Annotated in this window: 23 protein-coding genes; 9 read left to right on the forward strand and 14 right to left on the reverse strand. The window is 73.8% G+C overall.

Translation table 11 applies throughout. The annotated features are described in order from the left end of the window. The first annotated feature begins 144 nt into the window (after window positions 1-144). Both FB455_RS24185 and FB455_RS24190 read left to right on the forward strand, forming a co-directional pair. Window positions 145-2922: an LppU/SCO3897 family protein gene (locus FB455_RS24185; RefSeq protein WP_145755015.1), complete on the forward strand. Its 2778-nt coding sequence runs from the start codon at window positions 145-147 to the stop codon at window positions 2920-2922. A 119-nt stretch (window positions 2923-3041) separates the two neighbouring features. Continuing rightward, entirely contained in the window at window positions 3042-4877 is a 1836-nt protein-coding gene (locus tag FB455_RS24190) for an NHL domain-containing thioredoxin family protein (RefSeq protein WP_145755016.1), read from the forward strand. A gap of 60 nt (window positions 4878-4937) precedes the next feature. Here FB455_RS24190 and FB455_RS24195 read toward each other — a convergent pair whose 3' ends face one another. The 3 genes from FB455_RS24195 to FB455_RS24205 are packed head-to-tail and all read right to left on the reverse strand — an operon-like array spanning window position 4938 to window position 7151. Further along, window positions 4938-5687 carry a LamB/YcsF family protein gene (locus tag FB455_RS24195; RefSeq protein WP_013473395.1) on the reverse strand — a complete coding sequence of 250 codons (750 nt, stop codon included), beginning with the start codon at window positions 5685-5687 and terminating at the stop codon, window positions 4938-4940. Further along, window positions 5671-6540: a 5-oxoprolinase subunit C family protein gene (locus FB455_RS24200; RefSeq protein WP_145755017.1), complete on the reverse strand. Its 870-nt coding sequence runs from the start codon at window positions 6538-6540 to the stop codon at window positions 5671-5673. The genes FB455_RS24195 and FB455_RS24200 overlap by 17 nt, the downstream gene beginning before the upstream one ends. Further along, window positions 6537-7151 carry a 5-oxoprolinase subunit B family protein gene (locus tag FB455_RS24205; protein WP_071097256.1) on the reverse strand — a complete coding sequence of 205 codons (615 nt, stop codon included), beginning with the start codon at window positions 7149-7151 and terminating at the stop codon, window positions 6537-6539. Before FB455_RS24205 ends, FB455_RS24200 begins: the two co-directional genes overlap by 4 nt. A gap of 75 nt (window positions 7152-7226) precedes the next feature. Here FB455_RS24205 and trhA point away from each other — a divergent pair, with 75 nt between their 5' ends. Beyond that, window positions 7227-7904 carry a PAQR family membrane homeostasis protein TrhA gene (trhA, locus tag FB455_RS24210; RefSeq protein WP_013283350.1) on the forward strand — a complete coding sequence of 226 codons (678 nt, stop codon included), beginning with the start codon at window positions 7227-7229 and terminating at the stop codon, window positions 7902-7904. Between the two features lie 64 nt (window positions 7905-7968). On the opposite strand, the gene FB455_RS24215 is transcribed toward trhA, so the two are convergent. Next, window positions 7969-8259, reverse strand: a complete 291-nt coding sequence (locus tag FB455_RS24215; protein WP_013283349.1) for a DUF6458 family protein — start codon at window positions 8257-8259, stop codon at window positions 7969-7971. A 117-nt stretch (window positions 8260-8376) separates the two neighbouring features. Between FB455_RS24215 and FB455_RS24220 the strand changes: the two genes are divergently transcribed. After that, entirely contained in the window at window positions 8377-8913 is a 537-nt protein-coding gene (locus FB455_RS24220; protein ID WP_071097258.1) for a SixA phosphatase family protein, read from the forward strand. A 10-nt stretch (window positions 8914-8923) separates the two neighbouring features. Here the strand turns inward: FB455_RS24220 and FB455_RS24225 are convergent, their stop codons facing one another. Beyond that, window positions 8924-9331, reverse strand: a complete 408-nt coding sequence (locus FB455_RS24225) for a winged helix-turn-helix transcriptional regulator (RefSeq protein ID WP_071097260.1) — start codon at window positions 9329-9331, stop codon at window positions 8924-8926. Window positions 9332-9481: 150 nt separating this feature from the next. On the opposite strand from FB455_RS24225, the gene FB455_RS24230 reads away from it, so the two are divergent. Next, the gene (locus FB455_RS24230) at window positions 9482-10348 is read left to right on the forward strand and encodes an aldo/keto reductase family oxidoreductase (RefSeq protein WP_145755018.1); all 867 of its coding nucleotides are present in this window, start codon (window positions 9482-9484) and stop codon (window positions 10346-10348) included. A gap of 9 nt (window positions 10349-10357) precedes the next feature. On the opposite strand, the gene FB455_RS24235 is transcribed toward FB455_RS24230, so the two are convergent. From FB455_RS24235 to FB455_RS24250, 4 genes are all read right to left on the reverse strand, one after another. Continuing rightward, window positions 10358-10627, reverse strand: coding sequence for a DUF6458 family protein (locus FB455_RS24235; protein ID WP_013283345.1), 270 nt, complete (start codon window positions 10625-10627; stop codon window positions 10358-10360). Between the two features lie 184 nt (window positions 10628-10811). Next, window positions 10812-12668 (reverse strand): acyl-CoA dehydrogenase, encoded by a 1857-nt coding sequence (locus tag FB455_RS24240; RefSeq protein WP_013283344.1) that lies wholly within the window; start codon window positions 12666-12668, stop codon window positions 10812-10814. A 119-nt stretch (window positions 12669-12787) separates the two neighbouring features. Continuing rightward, window positions 12788-13912, reverse strand: a complete 1125-nt coding sequence (locus tag FB455_RS24245) for a PP2C family protein-serine/threonine phosphatase (protein WP_030269685.1) — start codon at window positions 13910-13912, stop codon at window positions 12788-12790. Between the two features lie 68 nt (window positions 13913-13980). Next, entirely contained in the window at window positions 13981-14628 is a 648-nt protein-coding gene (locus tag FB455_RS24250) for a septal ring lytic transglycosylase RlpA family protein (protein ID WP_013283342.1), read from the reverse strand. Window positions 14629-14796: 168 nt separating this feature from the next. On the opposite strand from FB455_RS24250, the gene FB455_RS24255 reads away from it, so the two are divergent. Continuing rightward, entirely contained in the window at window positions 14797-15336 is a 540-nt protein-coding gene (locus FB455_RS24255) for a phosphoribosyltransferase family protein (RefSeq protein WP_013283341.1), read from the forward strand. Between the two features lie 40 nt (window positions 15337-15376). After that, window positions 15377-15790, forward strand: coding sequence for an ASCH domain-containing protein (locus FB455_RS24260; protein WP_013283340.1), 414 nt, complete (start codon window positions 15377-15379; stop codon window positions 15788-15790). Here the strand turns inward: FB455_RS24260 and FB455_RS24265 are convergent. The 4 genes from FB455_RS24265 to FB455_RS24280 form a co-directional block, all read right to left on the reverse strand. Beyond that, window positions 15787-16698, reverse strand: a complete 912-nt coding sequence (locus tag FB455_RS24265; protein ID WP_013283339.1) for an LLM class flavin-dependent oxidoreductase — start codon at window positions 16696-16698, stop codon at window positions 15787-15789. The genes FB455_RS24260 and FB455_RS24265 overlap by 4 nt on opposite strands. 21 nt (window positions 16699-16719) lie before the next feature. Next, window positions 16720-17772 (reverse strand): MerR family transcriptional regulator, encoded by a 1053-nt coding sequence (locus FB455_RS24270; protein WP_013283338.1) that lies wholly within the window; start codon window positions 17770-17772, stop codon window positions 16720-16722. Between the two features lie 76 nt (window positions 17773-17848). After that, window positions 17849-18415, reverse strand: a complete 567-nt coding sequence (locus tag FB455_RS24275; protein ID WP_013283337.1) for an NUDIX hydrolase — start codon at window positions 18413-18415, stop codon at window positions 17849-17851. A gap of 30 nt (window positions 18416-18445) precedes the next feature. Beyond that, entirely contained in the window at window positions 18446-19339 is an 894-nt protein-coding gene (locus tag FB455_RS24280; RefSeq protein ID WP_013283336.1) for a LysR family transcriptional regulator, read from the reverse strand. Between the two features lie 88 nt (window positions 19340-19427). Between FB455_RS24280 and FB455_RS24285 the strand changes: the two genes are divergently transcribed. Continuing rightward, window positions 19428-19823, forward strand: a complete 396-nt coding sequence (locus FB455_RS24285) for a VOC family protein (RefSeq protein WP_013283335.1) — start codon at window positions 19428-19430, stop codon at window positions 19821-19823. Between the two features lie 9 nt (window positions 19824-19832). Then, window positions 19833-20354 (forward strand): GNAT family N-acetyltransferase, encoded by a 522-nt coding sequence (locus FB455_RS24290; RefSeq protein ID WP_145755019.1) that lies wholly within the window; start codon window positions 19833-19835, stop codon window positions 20352-20354. On the opposite strand, the gene FB455_RS24295 is transcribed toward FB455_RS24290, so the two are convergent. Beyond that, window positions 20333-20944 carry a dihydrofolate reductase family protein gene (locus tag FB455_RS24295; protein WP_145755020.1) on the reverse strand — a complete coding sequence of 204 codons (612 nt, stop codon included), beginning with the start codon at window positions 20942-20944 and terminating at the stop codon, window positions 20333-20335. The genes FB455_RS24290 and FB455_RS24295 overlap by 22 nt on opposite strands. Window positions 20945-20952 lie beyond the last annotated feature (8 nt).

Genomic DNA, 20952 nt, shown 5'->3' on the forward strand with positions numbered 1-20952 from the left:
ATGCTCCCCCGGGCGGCCTCGGGCGACCACCGGATACGGTGCGGGGAGCCCGCACGGCCGGTACCCGCCGGCGACGCCGGCAGCCGTGCCGACGGTTCCCCCGACCGGCATCGGCGGCCGACCTGTGATGGAGGAGGCGCACCCATGACGTCCGAGGCTCCGCACCGCCCCGGCCAGGAGCCGGGCGAGGTGTCGCCGGGCACCGGCGGACCGGTGCCGTACGGCGATCAGCCGGCGCAGCAGGACAACGGGTACAACGGCGCACCCGACCTCGGCTGGGCACCGCCCCCGCCGGCCGGTCGGCCCGCGCAGCCGGCCCCGGCCTGGGCCGCGAACGACGACCAGCCACCCGCGTGGGCCCCGCCCGCCGGGCAGCCGGTGACCGGGCGGGCGACCGCCCAGGTCCCGCAGCCCGCCTGGGGCGGCAACGACCAGGGCAACCCCGCCTGGGCCGGTTCCGGTGGCCCCTCCTGGGGCAACCAGGAGCAGTCCGGCCCTGATCGCGGCGCCGAGCAGGCGCCGCCCGCCTGGGCCGCCACGCCGCCGGGCAGCCCGGCCGAGCCGTCGCAGGCCCCCTGGGCCGCCGAGCAGAACCGACCCGGGTGGGGCTCCGGCGAGCAGCCGGGCTGGTCGCCGTCCGGTGACCCGGCCGCCCGCGGCACCGGTTACGTGCCCGCCCCGGCCACCGTGCCGAACGAGACCTGGGTCACGCCCGCCCCCGCTGACGACCCGCACCGCTCCGGCGGCTTCGCGCCCACCGGCGGGCAGCACGAGGACGCCTCCGGTCGCGCCGGTGGCTGGGCCGCCGCACAGCAGCAGGACGACCCGAACCGCTCCGGCGGCTGGAACCCGCGCGACGAGCAGCCCGCCGCGTCCGACGACCCGAACCGCTCGGGCGGCTGGAACCCGCGGGAGAGCCAGCCGGCCTGGGCGCCGGGTCAGCAGACCGGTGCCACCTGGCCGCCGGCCGACCCGCCCGCCCGTGCCGCCGCCGCGGTCTCCGTGCCGGGCGCCGCCCGGCCGGACAACGCCTGGTCCACTCCGGAGCAGTCCGATCAGGACAACCGCTCCGTCGAGGACAGCGGCGGCTGGCGGGCGACCGGTGGGCCGCAGCACGACGAGGGACAGCGTTCCGGCGGCTGGCCCGCCCCGCAGGCCGAGAACCGGTCCGGCGGCTGGGACGAGCCGGCCCGCACCGAGGACCCGGACCGCTCCGGCGGCTGGGCCGCCGGACGCGCCGCGAGCCCCGCCGAGGCGGCACAGCCGGGCGGCTGGGAGCCGAACCAGAGCCGGCAGGCCGGCGGCTGGGGTGACGGCACCGCCGTACCGCAGCAGCGTGACTCCGGTGAGCAGGCCGGTGCCTGGAGCGGCGCGGCCTCCGTACCGCAGCAGCACGAGCCCGCGCGGCCGTCGGACGAGCCCGCGCAGCCCGGCTGGGGCGCCGCCGCGCAGGCCGAGGCCCGCGCGAGCGTGTCCGTGCCGTCGCCCGACGCGCCCGCCGGCTGGGGCGGCAACCAGGACGAGCGTCCGGCCGCACCGTCGCCCGAGCCGTGGTCGCCGGCCGAGGCGTGGGGCCGGTCCGAGGACTCCGCCCCGGCCTACCAGCCCGCGCCCGCGCCGGGCATCTCCCCCGGCAACGCGGTGCCGCTGCCGGCACAGCAGCAGCGGGTGCCGGGCGCCGCGCTGGCCGCGTCGTCGCCCGCCGACCACCCGGGCCCCGAACCCCAGGGGTACGAGCCGGAGCGCGGCGACGGCGGCTGGAACGAGCCGCAGTCGCCAGCCGTTCCCGGACCGCGTACCTCCCCGGAGGGCGGCCCGGTCTCGGCGAGCGCGTCGGTCCCGGTGGCCAGCCGGGTCACCCCGCCGTCCGACCAGCCGCTGCCGACCAGTGGCCCGGCGCCGCAACCCCGGGTGTACGGGCGGCCCGCCCGCCCGGAGCCCGACGAGGCTCCCGAGCAGGACGAGTCCGGGTTCCCCGGCCAGGACGGGCCGCACGGCAACGGCTTCCCCGGCCCGCAGTCCCGGTCCGAGGACGCCGACGGCCCGCACGGGTATGCGGGCGCGCCCTCCTCGCCCGCCGCGCCGCCGTCGTTCCCGGTCGGCGTGCCGTCCTTCGTGGACACCCCCGGCAACACCCGTCCCGCCAACGGCGTACACCCGGGCGGCGAGCAGCCCGACGCCGCCCGTGACCCGTTCGGCGGCCCGCAGAGCCCGTACGGCGCTCCCGGCGGCCAGGACGCGTTCGGCGGCCCGGGTGGGCGGCCGGACCCGTTCGGCGCCCCGGGCGGCCAGCAGGATGCGTTCGGTGGCCCCGGCCAGCAGGACCCGTTCGGCGCCCCGGGCGGCCAGCAGGCGCCGTTCGGCAGCCCGGCCGGCCGACCCGAGCCGTTCGGCGAGCAGGACCGGTTCGGCCCGTCGGCCGGGGGACGCGCCTCGGTCGCGGTGCCCGGCCAGGGCCCGGCTGGTGGCGGCAACGCCTTCCCGCCGCCGCCCCAGCAGGCCCCGCCGGCCTGGTCGCAGGACGGGCCCGGCACCGAGCCGGAGCAGGGCCGCTTCGACGCGTTCAAGCCGGACGCCGCCGAGCCGCAGACCGAGGCGCCCCCGCCGAAGGTGCGCAACGGCCGGGTGCTCGCCGCCGTGCTGATCGCGGCGGTACTCATCCTCGCCGTACCGCTGGGTCTGCTCACGCTGCTCGGCAAGGTCGGCGACGACAAGTCGGCCGGCTTCGACCCGGCGGTCGGCTCCTGCGTGAAGCAGTCCGGCACGAGCGCCGTGGCCGCCGACTGCGGTGAGCCCGGAGCGTTCAGCGTGGTGTCGAAGGTGGACAACAAGGACAAGTGCGCCGATCTGGCGCAGCCCTCGGTCTCGGTCGAGAGCGGCGGGACCACCCGGGTGCTCTGCCTGAAGCCCGCCGGCCAGTAACCGCACGTACGCGGAGCGTCCATCCCTCACCGGGGTGGGCGCTCCGCGTCGTTCCGGTGTGCGTCTGTTCACCCCGGGATCGCCGGGAGCGGGCCCGGCCGGTGCGGCACGATGGGGGCATGAGCGCACGCGTACGGGCACCGGAACTGCGGGGTCGGGCCTGGCTGAACACCGGCGGCAAGGCCGTCACGCTGGCCGACCTGCGCGGCAAGATCGTCCTGCTCGATTTCTGGACGTTCTGCTGCATCAACTGCCTGCACGTGCTCGACGAGCTGCGTCCGCTCGAAGACAAGTACGGCGACGTCCTGGTCGTGATCGGCGTGCACTCGCCGAAGTTCGAGCACGAGAAGGACCCGGCGGCGCTGGCCGCGGCCGTCGAGCGCTACGGCGTGCACCATCCGGTGCTCGACGACGCCGAGATGGACATGTGGCAGCAGTACGCGGCCAAGGCGTGGCCGACGCTCGCCGTGGTCGACCCCGAGGGGTACGTGGTCGCCACCATGGCCGGCGAGGGGCATGCCGAAGGGCTGGCCCGGCTGATCGACGAACTGATCGCCGGCCACGAGGCGAAGGGCACCCTGCACCGGGGCGAGGGCCCGTACGTGCCGCCGGCCGAGCCGGACACCGTCCTGCGGTTCCCCGGCAAGGCGCTGCCGCTCGACGGCGGGAACCTGCTGGTCAGCGACTCGGCCCGGCACTCCCTGGTCGAGCTGGCCGCCGACGGCGAGACGGTGGTCCGCCGCATCGGCGCCGGCTCCCGGGGCCGCACCGACGGCCCGGCCTCCGCCGCCACGTTCGCCGAGCCGCAAGGGCTCTGCCTGCTGCCGCCGCACGTCGCAGAGGTGGCCGGCTACGACGTGGTCGTCGCGGACACGGTCAACCACCTGCTGCGCGGCGTACGGCTGTCCTCCGGCGAGGTGGTCACGGTGGCCGGCACCGGACGGCAGTGGCGCTCGACTGTCGACGACCACGCGCACGACGCCCGCGCGGTCGACCTCTCCTCCCCCTGGGACGTGGCCTGGTACGACGACCGGGTGGTCGTGGCGATGGCCGGTATCCACCAGCTCTGGTGGTTCGACCCGATCAAGCGGACCGCCGGCATGTACGCCGGGACCACTGTCGAGGCGCTGCGCGACGGCCCGCTGCCGGACGTGTGGATGGCCCAGCCGTCCGGGTTGTCGGTCTCGGCCGACGGCTCCCGCCTCTGGGTGGCCGACAGCGAGACCAGCGCGATCCGGTGGGTCTCCGACGGCGAGATGCACACCGCCGTCGGTCAGGGCCTGTTCGACTTCGGGCACGTCGACGGCCCGGCCGACCAGGCGTTGCTCCAGCACCCGCTGGGCGTGTGCGCGCTGCCCGACGGCTCGGTGCTGATCGCGGACACGTACAACGGGGCGGTTCGCCGCTTCGACCCGGAGACCGGCCAGGTGGGCACCGTGGCGGACGGGCTGGCCGAGCCGAGCGACCTGGTGCTCACCGGCGAGGGCGACGTGCTCGTGGTCGAGTCGGCCGCGCACCGGCTGACCCGGCTGGCGCCGGGCGCGCTGACCTCGGCCGGGGCGAACACGGTGGACGGCCCCCGGCACCGGCTGGAACGCAAGCCGACCGACGTGGCGGCCGGGGAGCTGACCCTGGACGTGATCTTCACGCCGGCGCCGGGACAGAAGCTCGACGAGACGTACGGGCCGTCCACCCGGCTCGTGGTCTCGGCGTCCCCGCCGGAGCTGCTGGTCGAGGGTGCCGGCACGACCACCGACCTGTCCCGCAAGCTGATGGTCAGCGGCGACGTGGCGCAGGGCGTGCTCCAGGTGACCGCCCAGGCGGCGACCTGCGACGCCGACGTCGAGCACGCGGCCTGCCACCTGACCCGGCAGGACTGGGGCGTGCCGATCCGGGTGGTCACCGGTGGCGCGACCCGCGTGCCGCTGGTCCTGCGGGGCATGGACGAGTCCTGACGGTGCGTGTTAAGAAGGGCCCCTTCCTCTACCGGAGGCGTTAAGAGGGGGCCCTTCCTTTCACGCGAACGGAGTGAGCGTGACCCCCGCGTCGATGAGCGCGGCCCGTACCAGCTCCGTGCACCGCACCGCGCCCGGCGTGTCCCCGTGCAGGCAGATCGACTCGACCGGGGCCGGGATGACAGTCCCGTCCACGGCGACCAGCGTGCGCTCGACGGCCATCCGTACCGCCCGGACGGCCACCTGCTCCGGGTCGGTCACCAGCGCGTCCGGTGAGCTGCGCGGCACCAGCGTGCCGTTCGGGAGGTAGTTGCGGTCGGCGAAGCCCTCGGCCACCACCCGCAGCCCGGCACCCGCAGCGAGCTGGGCCAGCACGGTGCCGGGCTGGCAGAGCACCGGCAGCTCGTGGTCGTACCCGCTGATCGCCGCCACCAGCGCGGCGGCCTGGCCCTCGTCGCGGGCGGCCGCGTGGTAGAGCGCGCCGTGCGGTTTGAGGTAGCGGACCCGGGTGCGGTACAGGCGGCAGAACGCGTCGAGCGCCCCGAGCTGGTAGATCGTCTCGTCGCGCAGCTCGGCGAAGTCGTACGCGATGTGCCGCCGGCCGAAGCCGGCGAGGTCCCGGTAGCCGACCTGCGCGCCCACCGCGACGCCGCGTTCGGCGGCGCCGGCGCAGACCCGGTGCATGGTGGCCGCGTCGCCGGCGTGGAAGCCGCAGGCGACGTTCGCGGAGCTGATCAGGTCGAGGAGCGCGTGGTCGTCGCCCAGCCGCCAGCTTCCGAATCCCTCGCCCAGGTCAGCGTTGAGGTCCATGGAACGTCACCGTAGTGCCTGGCCGGGCCTGGGCGAGTGGGGTCACGTCGTCCACCACCCCGATGACGGGGTACCCGCCGGTGGTGGGGTGGTCGGCAAGGAAGACGAGCGGCCGGCCGTCCGGCGGCACCTGCACCGCGCCGAGCACCAGGCCCTCGCTGAGCAGTTCGCCGGCGACCGCGCGGGTCACTGCCGCGCCGGCCAGCCGCGCGCCGACCCGGTTGCTGTCCGGGCTCACCGTGTACGCGGTGCGGCACAGCACGTCCAGCGCCTCCGGGGTGAACCAGTCCTGCCGGGGGCCGGGGCGCACTGTGAGCCGCAGCTCGTCCGGGACCGGCCGGGTGACGGCGAGGTCGACCGGTGCGGGTGGGCCGGCCGGGGTGCCGACCGGCAGCCGGTCCCCGTCGCGCAGCGGCGGCGGTCCGAGGCCGGAGAGCGTGTCGGTGGCGCGGCTGCCGAGCACCGGTTCGACAGCGATCCCGCCGCTGACCGCGAGCCAGGTCCGCACCCCGGCGCGGGCCGGTCCGACGCGCAGCACCGCACCGGCGGGCAGCGCGAGCGGCCGTCCGACGTCCCCCGGGCGCCGCTGTGCGGATCCGGCCCGCCACTCGACGACCACGTCGGCCGGGGCGCCGGTGAGGGCGACCGCCACGGCCCGGGTGAAGCGCAGCGTGCAGCCGGTCACGGTGATCTCCAGCCCGGCCGCATGCTCGTCGTTGCCGACGAGCCGGTTGGCCAGGCGCAGGGCGGCCGGGTCGAGCGCGCCGGAGCGGGGTACGCCGAGGTGCGCCCAGCCGGCTCGGCCCTGGTCCTGGACCGTGGTGAGCGCCCCGGCCCGCAGCACCTCGATCACGACGCGTCGACCAGGCGGACGCGGGTGCCGGGAGTGAGCCGGGCCGGTGGGTCGGCGTGCACGTCGAACAGCGGCAGATCGGTGCGGCCGACGAGCAGCCAGCCACCGGGTGACGCGGCGGGGTAGATGCCCGCGTACGGGCCGGCCAGCGCGACCGAGCCGGCCGGTACCCGGGTACGCGGCGTGGCGAGCCGGGGCACCGCCAGCTCGGGCGGCAGCCCGGTCAGGTACGCGAACCCGGGTGCGAACCCGCAGAACGCGACCCGGAACTCGGTACGCCGCAGCCGGTCGACGACTGCGGGCACGTCGACGTTCCAGTGGCCCGCGACGAGCGGAATGTCCTCGCCGTCGTACACGACCGGTACCCGGACCTCTGTGGTGGCCGCGCCGGAGGCGGCGGTGCGGGGGTGCCAGGCGGCGATCCGCGCGGCGGCTGCCTGCGGGTCCGGTACGCCGTCGAGCAGCACGGTGACCGCGCCGGGGACGATCTCGGTGGCGGTCAGCTCGCCCGCTTCACGCCGGTGCCACAGTTCGGCCCGCCACGCCTGCGCCTGCTCCGCGTCGTCACAGTCGAGGAGCAGGGCGTACGCCCCGACCGGCCGGATCCGCATCCGGTCATCCTCCCGTCGAGTGAGGTGACGGTCCACACTACTTGCAAGTAACCTACGCCGTCGTAACCTATTGCTGTGACGACCTCCGCACCGTTCCGGCTCCGGCCGGCCGACATCGGGAAGCCGCGTATGCGCGGCTGGCTGCACGCGTACGCGTTCTTCGCCGCTCTCGTCTGCGGCATCGTGCTGTGTTCGATCGCCGCCGGCCGTCCCGGCTGGGCGCCGCTGGTGAGCTGCCTGATCTACAGCTTCACCGTGTGCGGGCTGTTCGGCACCAGCGCGCTCTACCACCGGCGGGTCTGGACCGAACGCGGCTACCAGATCATGCGCCGGATGGACCACTCGATGATCTTCGTGTTCATCGCCGGCACCTACACACCGTTCTGCGCCCTGCTGCTGGACAACCGGCAGGCCACGATCATGCTGAGCCTGGTCTGGGGCGGCGCGATCGCGGGCGTGGCGGTGAAGCTGATCTGGCCGCACGCGCCGCGCTGGGTCTCCGCCCCGCTCTACCTGGCGCTCGGCTGGGTCGCGGTGGCCATGCTGCCGCAGATCCTGCACTCCGGTGGCGTCACCGCGCTGGTGCTGCTGAGCGTGGGCGGCGCGATCTACAGCGTGGGCGCGGTGTTCTACGCGCTGCGTCGGCCGAATCCGTGGCCCACAGTCTTCGGGCACCACGAGTTCTTCCACGCCTGCACGCTCGTCGCGGCGATCTGCCACCACATCGCGATCTACTTCGCACTGTTCGCCTGACCGAGCGGACCCCGGACATGCGCGAGGGCCCCGCACCGTTGCGGGGCCCTCGGGTTCTCGGGGGTCAGGCCGGGTAGCCCGAGCCCGGGCGGCGCACCTCGCGGTACTCCTCGCGCACCACGCGGTCGTCGCGCACCGGCACCACCGGCTCGGCGACCACCTGCTCGCGGACCGGGGCGGCCACGACCCGGCGGCGGCTGTTCCAGAAGTAGAGCGTGGTGAGCAGGCCGGCGACGCCGGCGAGCATGAGCACCCAGCCCACCACGTTGAGGTTCAGCCATCCCAGATCGGCGTCGATGGCGAACGCGAAGATCGCGCCGAGCGCGATGAGGAAGATGCTGGCACCGATGCCCATGACGTCGCCTCCTTGGCGTCCTGCTGGCGTTTCCTGCCCGCCGCGGCCATGGATGAGGTAGCGGCACACATCGACATACCCAGGCGCTTCGATCGTCAATCAGGCAAGCTGGGCGGTATGACGGACGGCAGGAACGGGCAGCGGACGCTGGTTCTGCTGCGGCACGCCAAGGCCGAGCAGTCCGCGGACGGCCCGGACGCGGAGCGGTCGCTCACCGCGCGGGGCCACGCCGACGCGGCGGCGGCCGGCGCCTGGCTGGCCCGGCAAGGGCTGCTTCCCGACGTGGTGCTCTGCTCGCCCGCGCGGCGCACCCGGCAGACCTGGCACGACGTGGCGATGGGCATGACCGGTTCACCACCGGAGGGCGGCCCGGCGGGTTCGCGCCCGGCGGTGCGGTACGAGGCGGCCGCGTACGACGCGCACCCGGACCAGTTGCTGGACCTCGTCCGGACGGTCGAGCCGACGGCCGGCACGGTGCTGCTCGTGGCGCACAACCCTGGTGTCTCGCTGCTCTCGGCGCTGCTCGACCCGCAGCGGGCCGACCCGGACGGGCTGCGTACCACCGATCTCGTGGTGCACCGGCCGACGACCCGGTGGGCCGAGCTGGCCCCCGGCGGCGCGCCGCTCACCGCCCGCCACACCGCCCGCGCCTGACCGGTACGACTCAGACCCGGCTGTCGTAGGCCTCCCGGTTGGCGAACACGTCGTCCATGTGCGCCTCCGCCCAGACCTTCAGGCCCTGGATCGTCTTGAGCAGCGAGAGCCCGAGCGCTGTCAGCTCGTAGGTGACTGTGACCGGCACCGTGGGCTCCACGGTGCGGGTGACCAGGCCGTCGCGTTCCAGGGCGCGCAGCGTCTGGGTGAGCATCTTCTGGCTGACGCCGACGAGCGTGCGGGACAGCTCCGAGTAGCGCATCGGGCGCGGGACACCTGCGCAGTCGGCACCGAACCGGTGCGAGCCGTCGCTGCGCAGCGCTGCCAGCACCAGCGTGACCCACTTGTCGGCGATCCGGTCCAGTAGTTGCCGGCTGGGGCACTGGGCCAGGAACGCGTCGTACTCCGCCTTGCTCATCTCTGCTCCTGCCGCCCTCTCCTGCCGTCCGGTGAGCTACGCACTTTCAGGTGCCTACTTCCCAGCAGAAAGTTACACCCCGATAGTGGAGGTCGGCGCCGCGACCCGGCGGCGTCGCGTAACGGACGACGAGAGCCAAGAGGTACACGCATGGCCCGCACCACCCTTCCCGGCGGCACCTGGACGCTGGGCGACCTGACCGTCACCCGGTTCGGCTACGGCGCGATGCAACTCGCCGGCCCCTGGGTCATGGGACCACCGGCCGACCGTGACGGCGCCCTGGCGGTGCTGCGCGAGGCGGTCGCACTCGGCATCACCCACATCGACACCAGCGCGGCGTACGGGCCGTACGTCACCAACCGGCTGATCCGGGAGGCGCTGCACCCGTACCCGGAGTCGCTGCACGTCGTCACGAAGGTCGGCGCGGACCGGGACGAGCAGGGCGGCTGGCCCACGGCCCGGGATCCGCAGAGCCTGCGCCGGCAGGTCCGGGAGAACCTGGAGACGCTAGGCGTGGACGCGCTCGGCCTGGTCAACCTGCGGCTCGGCGACGCCACGGGGCCGCAGCCCGGGTCTCTCGCCGAGGCGCTGGAGACGCTCGTCGCGCTCCGGCAGGAGGGCCTGATCCGCCACCTCGGCCTGAGCAACGTGACGCCCGAGCAGGTGGCCGAGGCGCAGACGATCGCGCCGATCGTCTGCGTGCAGAACCGGTACAACCTGGCCCACCGCGGCGACGACGACCTGATCGACGAGTTGGCCCGGCAGGGCGTCGCCTACGTGCCGTTCTTCCCGCTCGGCGGGTTCACGCCGTTGCAGTCCTCGGCGTTGTCGGCGGTGGCGGAACGCCTGGGGGCGACGCCGATGGGCGTCGCCCTGGCCTGGCTGCTGCGGCGCTCGCCGAACATCCTGCTGATCCCCGGCACCAAGTCCGTCGCGCACCTGCGCGAGAACGTCGCCGGTGCCGGGCTGGCCCTCTCCGGCGACGACCTCGCCGAACTGGACCGGATCGGCCGCTGAGACGCGGCGTCAGGACGGCGGCGCGGTCGGCGGCGGCGGGTCGGGCGGCGGCGGCATCATCGCTGTCGGATGCGAGAGCCGGTTCTCCTCCACGATGAGCGTGCGGGCCCGCTTGCGGCGGTCCTGCCAGAACCACAGCGTGGTCAGCAGAACGCCCAGCCCGGCCAGGATGAACACCCAGCCGACCGCGCGCAGGTCGATCCACCAGACGTTGGCCCGGATGGCGAAGGTCATGATCGCGCCGAGCGCGATGAGAAAGATGGCGCTACCAATGCCCATGTGCGCTGCACTCCCCCGTGCGATGGCCTTGGGCGTACTCCGGTCGTGGTCCGCGACGGTTACCCGCCACCGGGCCGCCTATCCACCCGGGCGCACGCACGACGACGGCCGGCGGGCTGGTGCCCGCCGGCCGTCGTCATGAGGGGGAGAGTGACGTGTCAGGGGTGAAAGCCCCCGGAAGGGCTCAGAAAGCCTCCTCCGGGAGGTCCATGATCTCCAGGTCGGTGCCCTCGATGATCCGGCGGTCGGCGCCGATGCGGGGCAGCACCTCGCGGGCGAAGAACCGGGCCGCGGCGACCTTGCCGGTGTAGAAGGACTTGTCGGCCGCGGAGACCTCGCCGGCCAGCGCCTTCAGAGCCACGTCCGCCTGCTTCTGGAGCAGCCAGCCGACCACCAGGTCGCCGATCGCCAGCAGGAACCGGCGGCTGCTCAGGCCGACCTTGTAGAGCGCGCGGGTGTCGCCGCCCTGGGCCTCGCCCAGCCAGCCGGTCATCACGCCGAGGATGTTCTGGATCTCGGCGAGCGCCTTGCCGAGCGCCTGACGCTCCTCCTTGAGCTGGCCGTTGCCGGCCTCGGAGGCGATGTGCTCCTGGATCTCGGCGGCGACCGCCATCAGGGCCTTGCCGTTGTCCCGGACGATCTTCCGGAAGATCAGGTCGAGGCTCTGGATCGCGGTGGTGCCCTCGTACAGGGTGTCGATCTTGGCGTCCCGGACGTACTGCTCCAGCGGGTAGTCCTGGAGGAAGCCGGAACCGCCGTAGGTCTGGAGCGACTCGTGGCCGAGCAGCTCGTACGCCCGCTCCGAACCGACGCCCTTGACCAGCGGCAGGAGCAGGTCGTTGACCCGCTTCGCCAGCTTGGTGGCCTTCTCGTCACCGGCCGCCTCGGCGATCGCGACCTTGTCCTGCCAGCTCGCGGTGTAGCAGACCAGCGCGCGCAGGCCCTCGGCGTACGACTTCTGCAGCAGCAGCGAGCGGCGCACGTCCGGGTGGTGGGTGATGGTCACCCGCGGGGCGGTCTTGTCGGTCATCTGGACGAGGTCGGCACCCTGCACCCGGTTCTTGGCGTACTCCAGGGCGTTGAGGTAGCCGGTGGAGAGCGTGGCGATCGCCTTGGTGCCGACCAGCATCCGGGCGTACTCGATGATCATGAACATCTGGCGGATGCCGTCGTGCTTCTCGCCCAGCAGCCAGCCCTTGGCCGGTACGCCGTGCTCGCCGAAGGTCACCTCGCAGGTGTTCGAGACCTTCAGGCCCATCTTGTGCTCGACGTTCGTCGCGTAGACGCCGTTGCGCTCGCCCAGCTCGCCGGTCTCGGCGTCGAAGTGGTACTTCGGCACGACGAACAGCGACAGGCCCTTGGTGCCCGGACCGCCGACGCCCTCGACGCCGACCGGGCGGGCCAGCACGTAGTGGACGATGTTGTCGCTCAGGTCGTGCTCACCGGAGGTGATGAAGCGCTTCACGCCCTCGATGTGCCACGAGCCGTCCGGCTGCTGGATCGCGCGGGTACGGCCGGCGCCCACGTCGGAGCCGGCGTCCGGCTCGGTGAGGACCATGGTCGAGCCCCACTGCTTGTCGATGAACAGCCGGGCCCACTTCTTCTGCTCCTCGGTGCCCTCGACGTGCAGCACGTGCGCGAAGGACGGGCCGGAGGCGTACATCCAGATCGGGGCGTTGGCGCCGAGCACCAGCTCGGCGAGCGACCACCAGAGGGCGCGCGGGGCGTTCGTGCCGCCCAGGGACTCCGGCAGGTCCAGGCGCCAGAACTCGGAGTCCATGAACGCCTTGTACGACTTCTTGAACGACTCCGGCAGCGGCGCGGTGAACGTCGCCGGGTCGAAGACCGGCGGATTGCGGTCGCTGTCCGAGTAGCTGGCGGCCAGGTCCTCGCGGGCGAGGCGGTCGACCTCGCCGAGGAAGCTGCGGGCCGTGTCGACGTCCAGGTCCGTGAACGGCGCCTGGCCGAGCGTCCGGTCCGCCCCGAATACCTCGAACAGGTTGAACTCGAGGTCCCGCACATTGCTCTTGTAGTGGGTCATGCTCGCTGGCCCCGCTTCCGGACAGGTGTTACCGATCAGTAACTCCAGACTGTATTACTCACCGGTAGGCAACGACAAGCGGATCTCGGAAGTGACAGCGATTACACACTTCCCGTTCATCAGTCGGCGGCGCCGACCTCCCAGCTCGGAACCGGCGTGGCGGTGGTGTTGCGCGCGCCGACGTACTCCATCAGGACCAGCGCGATGTCGTCGTCGAGCCGGCCGTGCACCCACTCGACCAGGGCGGTCTCCAGCGAGGCCAGCCCGTCCGCGACGGTGCCGTGGCCGAGCAGCCGCCAGGCCCGGTCGGCGGTGGGGAAGAACTCGCCGTCCCGGCGCGCCTCGCCCAGGCCGTCGGTGAACAGCAGCAGCCGGTCGCCCGGTTCCAGCCGCTCCACCCGGGGCCGGACCACGGGCATGAAGCCGAGCGGCGGCGCGGGCGCCGGCGGCTCCAGCGGGATCACCGCACCCCGGCGCAGCAGCAGCGGCGAGGGGTGCCCGCAGTTGACGATGGTGAGCGTGCCGCCGCGCTCCTCGACCAGGGCCGCGGTGACGAAGTCCTCGTCGCCGACGTTGCGGGCCACCGCGCGGTCCAGGTCGGTCACCACCGCGCGCAGGTCGGCCCGCTCGTACGCGACGTGCCGGTAGGAGCCGAGCACGATGCTGGCCAGGCGGACCGCGTCCAGCCCCTTGCCCCGTACGTCACCGATGATCATGCGGACGCCGTACGGGGTGTCCATCACCTCGTACAGGTCGCCGCCGATCTCGGCCGTCGCGGTGGAGGAGATGTACCGGGCGGCCACCGCGAGCGTGCCTACCTGCGGGCCGAGCGGCCGCAGCACCGCCTGCTGGGCGACCGAGGCGAGCCGGGACAGCTCCGCGATCCGGTCCGCCTGGCGCTGGCGTATCGCCGCCGTGGCAGCCGCGATCGCGGTGGCCACCCCGACGGCTGTCACGTTGACCACTGTCACCAGCGGGCTACCCCGTTCGGCGACGGCGAAGCCGATCCCGATGGCGGTGGCCAGGCCGCCGACCGCGAGCACCACCCGCCAGGACGCCAGTGCCGCCGCGAGGAACGGCGCGACGACCATCAGCGCGAGGTAGTGCGCCGGGCGGCCGTCAGCCAGCTCCACCGCGACCACGATCGCGAGCAGCGCGAGGGCCGCGCCGAGACCGGCGCGGGATCCGGGACTCAGCGGGCCTCGGCCCGGCTGGAAGGGTTGCGTGCGTACATCCGACAGCATGCCTGATGGACGTGAACGGGAGAATGAACCTGGCCCGTCGGTCGTGGAAGTTCTGCCCGACTGGCCGGTCAGCCGAGCACCTCGTACCGGACGTTCACGTGGCCGAGGCTGGTGGCGGCGATGGTCGCGAACGCGGCGCGGGACAGGTCCAGGCACCGGCCGTCGATGAACGGGCCACGGTCGTTGATCCGCACCACCACCGACTTGCCGTTTGCCGGGTTGGTCACCCGGACCTTGGTGTTGAACGGCAGCGTCTTGTGCGCGGCGGTGAGCGCGTCCGGGTTGAACGTCTCGCCGTTCGCCGTCATCTGGCCCTCGGCGTAGAAGGAGGCGCCGCAGGAGCCGCTGTCCACGACCTTCGGGCTGCTCGTCTTCTTCGCCGTCGGCGACGGGGAGGCGGTCCGGGCCTTGCTGCGGGAGGCCGCCTGGGTGCGGCTCGCCTTCGGACTCGGGGTGGCCTTCGGCGACGGGCTGAGGCTCGCGCTCGGCGAGGCGGACGCGCTCGGCGAGGGGGCGGCCGACGTGGGGGCGGCCGACGTGGGGGCGGGCGTGCTGGGCAGCGTCTCGACCACGGCCGGCTCGGCGGGCGGCTCGGCGGAGGTGAGCCGCACGGCGCCGACGGTACCGCCGACCGCGAGCGCCACGCCGACCGCCGCGGTCGCGGCGATGGCGGCGGGCGAGGAGAACTTGCGGGTACGAAGGTGCCTAGCAGCCACCGGCCCGGTCCTTTCGTCAACTGAACAAACCGGCCCGGACCGTAACGAGAGAAGCACTTCCGAAGTCAACGTGATCATGGTGCTATGCCCGCATTTACCCTGGTACGTGTAGCCGATCACGCCACTGTCGATCGGCCGAACGGCCCACCGATCGGCCAGGATGGAAACGTGCTGAGTCGTCGCCTGGTCGAGCTGTTCGAGTGGATCGACCCCGGCCCGGGCAGCACCCACCTGGTCAGCGACATCTCCGGCTGGTGGCGTGACCCCGACGTGCTCGCCCAGGTCGGGCCGGCCCTGGCCGGGCTGTTCCCCGAGGACCGCCCGACCGTCGTGATCGCCCCCGAGGTGACCGGGCTGCTGCTCGGCCCACTGGTGGCGGTCGCCGCCGGAGCCGGTTTCCTGCCCGCGTACAAGAACGGCGGCGAGCGACGCCGGGCCGGGCCGACGCGCTGGGCCGAGACGCCTCCCGACTACCGGGGACGGCGGCTGCGGGTCGGCGTGGACGGCCGGCGGCTGAACCCCGGCGACCGGGTGCTGCTCGTCGACGACTGGGTCGACACCGGCGCGCAACTGGACGCGCTGTGCCGGGTCGTCCGGGACGCCGGGGCCGGCCTGATCGGGGCCGCCGCACTGGTCGCGACCTGCCCGCCCGAGGTCGCCGCACGGCTCAGGCTGCGCGCCCTGCTCACCGGCGCCGACCTGCCGTGAGCCCGTCGGCGGTGGCGGAGCATGCCGTAGCGTCGGCGGCATGTGGCCCCGCATCGGTGGATTGCGCGCACTCGCCCTCGGCACGCCCGGCGAGCTGCGTACCCGGCTCAACACCCTCGTCCTCTCCGGCGCGAAGACCGCCACCGCCGGGCTGGTCCAGGAGTACGACGACGAGAACGAGGAACTGGAGTACGTCGGCGAGCGACTCGTCCTGGTCGACGACAACGACGCGCTCGTCGGCGTCGTGGAGGTCACCGGCGTCGAGGTGGTGCGCTTCGCCGACGTGCCGTGGGACTTCGCCCGCGCCGAGGGCGAGGGCGACCGGTCGATCGAGGAGTGGCGCGAGGGCCACGGCGCCTACTGGGCCCGGCAGGGCACCCCGGTCACCGACGACACCCGGATCGTCTGCCTCCGGTTCCGGCTGGTCTCCACCGAGGGCAGCGTCGGCACCTAGCCGGCCCGGCGCAGCTCCGGCAGCAGCGCCGCCGCGTCCACCAGCACGGCCTCGTCGCCCGCGTACCAGCTGCTGGCCCGGGGCCAGTGCGTCACCACGTCGGTGAAGCCCAGCCGGGCCGCCCGGGCCACCTGCTCGGCGAGGAAGTCGGCGCTGGTGAGCGAGAACACCGGCGCGGAGTCGAGCGACAGGTAGCGGTCGAGCGTCGCCGGGTCACGGCCGGCCTGCTCCAGCGTCCGGGTCATCCGGTCCGACAGCTCCGCCACCGTGCCCCACCACGCCTCGATGTCGTCGCCGCCGAGCCCGGTGGTGACCCAGCCCTGCCCGAACCGGGCGACCAGCCGCATCGAGCGGGGACCGTTCGCGGCCATCACGAACGGCACCCGGGGCTGCTGGACGCAACCCGGCTTGTTGCGCGCGTCCACGGCGGTGAACCACTCCCCGCGCCAGGTCGTGCCGTCCTCCCGCAGAATCAGGTCGAGCAGCTCGGTGAACTCGGCGAACCGGTCCACGCGCTGCCGGGGCGGCAGCGTCTCGCCGCCGAGCACCGCCGAGTCGAAGCCGATGCCGCCCGCGCCGAGGCCGAGCAGCACCCGGCCGTCCGACACGTCGTCGAGCGCGGTCACCTGCCTGGCGAACGCCGCCGGGTGCCGGAAGTTCGGCGACGCCACGAGCGTCCCGAGCTTCACCCGGGACGTCACGCCGGCCGCCGCGGTGAGCGTCGTCCACGAGTCGAACCACGGCCCGTCGACCAGGTCACGCCAGCCCAGGTGGTCGTAGGTCCAGGCGTGGTCGAAGCCCCACTCGTCCACCTGGGCCCACCGCCGACGCGCTTCCGACCAACGCTGGTCGGGCAGGATCACGATGCCGATTCGCATGATCGCCAGGGTACGACCCGGGCCGGACATCCCGGCCCGGGTCGCGGGGGATCACGCCGCCAGGTCGGCCACCACGCAGGCGATGTTGTCCGGCGCGCCGGCCGCGTACGCCTGTTCGACCAGGCGCTCGACGGCGCTCTCCGGATCGTCCGCCTCCGCCAGCGCGGCGTGCAGCGCGCCCGGGTCCACCACCGCGGAGAGGCCGTCGGAGCAGAGCAGGTAGCGGTCGCCGGGCAGCGCGGTACGCAGCGCCAGGTCCGCCTCCACCTCCGCGCCCGCGCCGAGTGCCCGGGCCAGCAGCGCGCGCTGCGGATGCGCCAGGGCCTCGGCCGGGGTAAGCCGCCCCTGGTCGATGAGCGTCTGCACGTACGTGTGGTCCTGGGTGAGCCGGGACAGCTCGCCGCCGCGCAGCAGGTACGCCCGGCTGTCCCCGACGTGCACCAGCGCGAGCCGGGTGCCACGTCGCACGAGCGCGGTGAGCGTGGTGGCGGGCTGGTCGGCGTCGGTGGCGTGCGCGCGTACCGCCCGGTCGGCCCGGGTCACCGCGTCGGCCAGCGCGGCGAGCAGATCGGCCCCCGGCGCGTCCGCCTGCTCCAACGGCCGCAGCGCGTCCACGGCCGCCGCGCCGGCAGTGGCCCCGGCGGGACCGCGTACGCCGTCGGCGACCGCGAGCAGCGCCGCGCTCGCGTACGCGGTGTCCTCGTTGGAGTCGCGGACCGTGCCGGTCTCGCAGCGCGTCGCGTACCGGAAGGTGGTCTCGGACATGGTGGTGCCCCTCTCGCTGAGCCTGTCGACGAGGAGCGCGACGGCCCGGCCGCGCGCCGCGGTGTCCGCGCTGACCCGCCGCCACCAGGCGTCGAGCGCCTCGGCGGCGGCAGCGGGCGGCAGGCCGCAGACGGTACGGATCTCGGCCAGCGGCATCCCGGCCCGGCGCAGCCCGGCGATCAGCCGTGCCCGGTCCGCCTGCTCCGGCGCGTAGTAGCGGTAGCCCGAGTGCGGGTCCACAGCAGCAGGGGGCAGCAGCCCGCAGTCGTCGTAGATGCGCAGCGCCTTGGCGCTCAGGCCGGTCGCCCGGGCGAACGCGCCGATGGTCAGCAGTCGCACCGTGCCTCCCTCGCGCTCCTCGTGCCGGTCACCGCGACCGGCACCGGTCACGCTGGGCCTTGCCGCAGGGGACGGGTCAAGGCGTCGCTGTCGCCAGTTTTGCCAGCATCCGGTCCAGATGCGGCTCGATCGTGCCGGTCGGCGCCTCGCTCACCTCGGCCGGCGTCCACCAGCGGATGCCCGCGAACTCCACCGGATCGGGCGTGAACCGCTGGTCACGGTCGGCGGACAGCACGTACCAGAGGCTCACGTCGGTGTGCCGGTGCTCGGGCGGGCCGACCGTCTCGGTGACGGTGAGGAACGCCGGGCGCTCGCCGAACGGCGGCGCGAAGACCGCCGCCACGCCCAGTTCCTCCCGCAGTTCGCGGCGCACCGTGTCGGCCGGGTGCTCACCGGGTTCGACGTGCCCGCCGCTGGGCAGCCACATCCCCGCCAGGCGGTGGTCGACGAGCAGCACCGCGCCGTCGGCCGGGTCGCGGAGCAGGAAGTACGCGACCAGGTGCGGCGACGGCGTACGCGGCTTGGCCCGGCGGAAGATGTCATCCGTGCCGGCCAGCCAGGCCAGTGCCGCCTCCCGGTGCCGCGCCTCCAGCTCGTCCCCCGGTGGCAGTTCCTCGACCAGTCCCCGGATCTCGTCCCGCATCCCGCCGATGCTGCCAGCCGGGTACGACGGTCAGTCCGGCGGCAGCGGGTTGGCGTCGGCAGCCGCGCGGACGAACTCACGTACCCGGGAGGTGGTGTTCCCGGCCGGCCACACCGGACCGCGACTGATCGGCGGCGCGTCGTGGATCGGCACGTAGGCCACGTCCGGGCGGGCGTAGAACTGGCGGGCCTGCTCGCCCACCGGCAGCACCCCGCGCCCCATCGCGACGAGCGCCAGCATCTCCGAGAAGCTGCCACCCACCGGGCCCTTCGGCACCGGGCGGCCGGACGGGGTGCGGTCCGGCGTGCGGTCCTGCTTGAACGCGGCCGAGGTCACCGCCGGGTACTGCACCACCGGATGGTCGCCCAGCACCTCCAGCGACACCGACTCCTCGGCCGCCAGCGGATGATCAGCGGCCACCGCGAGCACCCGGCGCTCGCGCAGCAGCACCGGGCCGTTCGCCATGCCGTCGAAGGGGTACGAGGCGATCAGCACGTCGATCGTGCCGTCCAGCAGACTCGACCGGGTGCTGGCCAGCGGCGCCTCGTGCACGTGCACCTCGCAGTCCGGGTGGCGCTCGGTGAACAGGGCCACCGCGCGCAGCAGCACCGGAGCTGTCGACTCACCCACGTACGCCACCCGCAGCTCACCGGTGAGCCCGCGCCCGGCGTCGACGGCCCGCTGCACAGCCGCCTCGATGCCGGCCACCAACGGGCGCATCTCCTCGACCAGGCGGGCGCCGATCGGGGTGAGCCGGACGACCCGGCTGGTCCGCTCGAACAGGGGCGCGCCGATGCGGCGTTCCAGCTTGCGCACCACATGGCTGACCCGGCCGGTACTCACCCGCAGCCGCTCGGCGGTCCGCCCGAAATGCAGTTCCTCGGCCAGGGTCAGGAACGTCTCGACCTCGTACCGCTCCAGCACCGGAGCACCTCCGTCGTTGCCTGCGGGTCAACGATCGTAGTCCGGATCGGGGTTGGTCCGGACGGCGCGCCGGACCAGGGTTGACGGCATGCACAACCATCTCGTGACGGTGACCGGTTTCGACCACCTCGTCCTCTCGGTGAGCGACGTCGAGCGCTCCCTCGACTTCTACTGCAGCACGCTCGGCCTGGCCCCGGTGCGGGTCGACAGGTGGCGGGCCGGTGAGGTGCCGTTCCCCTCCGTACGCGTCGACGCCAGCACCATCATCGACCTGATCAAGGGCGACCCGACCGGGTCCAACGTGGACCACTTCTGCCTCGTGGTCGAGCCGGTCGACTGGCAGCGGGTGGTCGACTCCGGCGTCTTCACCGTGCTGACCGGCCCGGTCCCGCGCTTCGGTGCGCGCGGCACCGCCACCTCGATCTACGTCAGCGACCCGGACGGCAACACAATCGAACTGCGCTGCTACCCGGCCGACGCCTAACCTGTTCCGATGCCGGAGCTGGAACGACTCGCCGCCCACCACGCACCCGCCGTGCTGCGGTTCGAGCGGGAGAACCGGGCCTACTTCGCCCGGTACGTCCCCGACCGGGGCGACGACTTCTTCACCGGGTACGCCGCCCGGCACGCGGCCCTGCTGGACGAGCAGGAACGCGGCACCTGCCACTTCCACGTGCTGGTCGGCGACCACGGCGCCGTGCTCGGGCGGTTCAACCTGGTCGACGTCGCAGGCGGCAGCGCCGAGCTGGGCTACCGGGTGGCCGAGCGCGCCGCCGGGCGCGGGCTCGCGAGTGAAGGCGTACGGCGCGTCTGCGAACTGGCCCGCACCGAGTACGGGCTGCGCCGGTTGGTCGCCTCGGCGGCCCTGGCGAACCCGGCCTCGCTGGCGGTGCTCCGTCGCGCCGGTTTCGTGCTCGACGGCTCGGAGTCCGACTGCGAGGTGGATCTGAACGGGGAGCCCGGCCTGCGGCACGTGCTCGACCTTCGCGCGCCCTACGCGGCCGTGTCCCCGTAGGCGGGCGCTCCGGCCGGCTCGTACGTCAGTTGCAGCGTGCCGTGGGCGTGGGTGACCGACTCGGTGAGCCGCAACGCGCTCGGCACCGTCCCCTCGCCGAACAGGCGCTTGCCGGTGCCGAGCACCACCGGGTACACCCACAGGTTGAGCCGGTCGACCAGGCCGAGGCGCAGCAGCGACTGCACCAGGTCCAGGCTGCCGATCACGTGGACCTCGCCGTGGCGGCCGTTCATCTCGGTGACGCGCTCGGCGAGGTCACCTTTTACCAGCGACGAGTTCGTCCAGGTGAGCGGCTCGGCGAGCGTGCGGCTGGCCACGTACTTCGGCACACCGTTCAGCAGGCCGGTGAAGGGGATGTCCGCAGGCGCCTTCGGCCAGTAGCCGGCGAAGATGTCGTACGTCTTGCGGCCCAGCAGCAGCGCGCCCATGCTGCTCGCCTGCTGGAACATCACCGCGCCGGACTTCTCGTCGAGCAGCGGCATCTGCCAGCCGCCGTGGCTGAAGCCGCCCTCGCGGTCCTCGTCGGGCTCACCGGGCGCCTGCGCCACGCCGTCGAGGGTCAGGAACTCTGTCACGATCAGCTTGCCCATGGGTCCGC

It is taken from the genome of Micromonospora sp. CNZ296, from assembly GCF_007827635.1.

Bases quoted from the DNA above. Each gene is read 5' to 3' on its own strand.
- FB455_RS24195 (WP_013473395.1), bottom strand. From the start codon at position 5,687: ATGGACCTCAACGCTGACCTGGGCGAGGGATTCGGAAGCTGGCGGCTG.
- FB455_RS24235 (WP_013283345.1), bottom strand. From the start codon at position 10,627: ATGGGCATTGGTAGCGCCATCTTTCTCATCGCGCTCGGCGCGATCATG.
- FB455_RS24285 (WP_013283335.1), top strand. From the start codon at position 19,428: ATGCACAACCATCTCGTGACGGTGACCGGTTTCGACCACCTCGTCCTC.
- FB455_RS24290 (WP_145755019.1), top strand. From the start codon at position 19,833: ATGCCGGAGCTGGAACGACTCGCCGCCCACCACGCACCCGCCGTGCTG.
- FB455_RS24225 (WP_071097260.1), bottom strand. From the start codon at position 9,331: ATGAGCAAGGCGGAGTACGACGCGTTCCTGGCCCAGTGCCCCAGCCGG.
- FB455_RS24295 (WP_145755020.1), bottom strand. From the start codon at position 20,944: ATGGGCAAGCTGATCGTGACAGAGTTCCTGACCCTCGACGGCGTGGCG.
- FB455_RS24240 (WP_013283344.1), bottom strand. From the start codon at position 12,668: ATGACCCACTACAAGAGCAATGTGCGGGACCTCGAGTTCAACCTGTTC.
- FB455_RS24185 (WP_145755015.1), top strand. From the start codon at position 145: ATGACGTCCGAGGCTCCGCACCGCCCCGGCCAGGAGCCGGGCGAGGTG.
- FB455_RS24190 (WP_145755016.1), top strand. From the start codon at position 3,042: ATGAGCGCACGCGTACGGGCACCGGAACTGCGGGGTCGGGCCTGGCTG.
- FB455_RS24215 (WP_013283349.1), bottom strand. From the start codon at position 8,259: ATGGGCATCGGTGCCAGCATCTTCCTCATCGCGCTCGGCGCGATCTTC.
- FB455_RS24245 (WP_030269685.1), bottom strand. From the start codon at position 13,912: ATGCTGTCGGATGTACGCACGCAACCCTTCCAGCCGGGCCGAGGCCCG.
- FB455_RS24275 (WP_013283337.1), bottom strand. From the start codon at position 18,415: ATGCGGGACGAGATCCGGGGACTGGTCGAGGAACTGCCACCGGGGGAC.
- FB455_RS24220 (WP_071097258.1), top strand. From the start codon at position 8,377: ATGACGGACGGCAGGAACGGGCAGCGGACGCTGGTTCTGCTGCGGCAC.
- FB455_RS24230 (WP_145755018.1), top strand. From the start codon at position 9,482: ATGGCCCGCACCACCCTTCCCGGCGGCACCTGGACGCTGGGCGACCTG.
- FB455_RS24260 (WP_013283340.1), top strand. From the start codon at position 15,377: ATGTGGCCCCGCATCGGTGGATTGCGCGCACTCGCCCTCGGCACGCCC.
- FB455_RS24205 (WP_071097256.1), bottom strand. From the start codon at position 7,151: ATGCGGATCCGGCCGGTCGGGGCGTACGCCCTGCTCCTCGACTGTGAC.
- FB455_RS24265 (WP_013283339.1), bottom strand. From the start codon at position 16,698: ATGTCCGGCCCGGGTCGTACCCTGGCGATCATGCGAATCGGCATCGTG.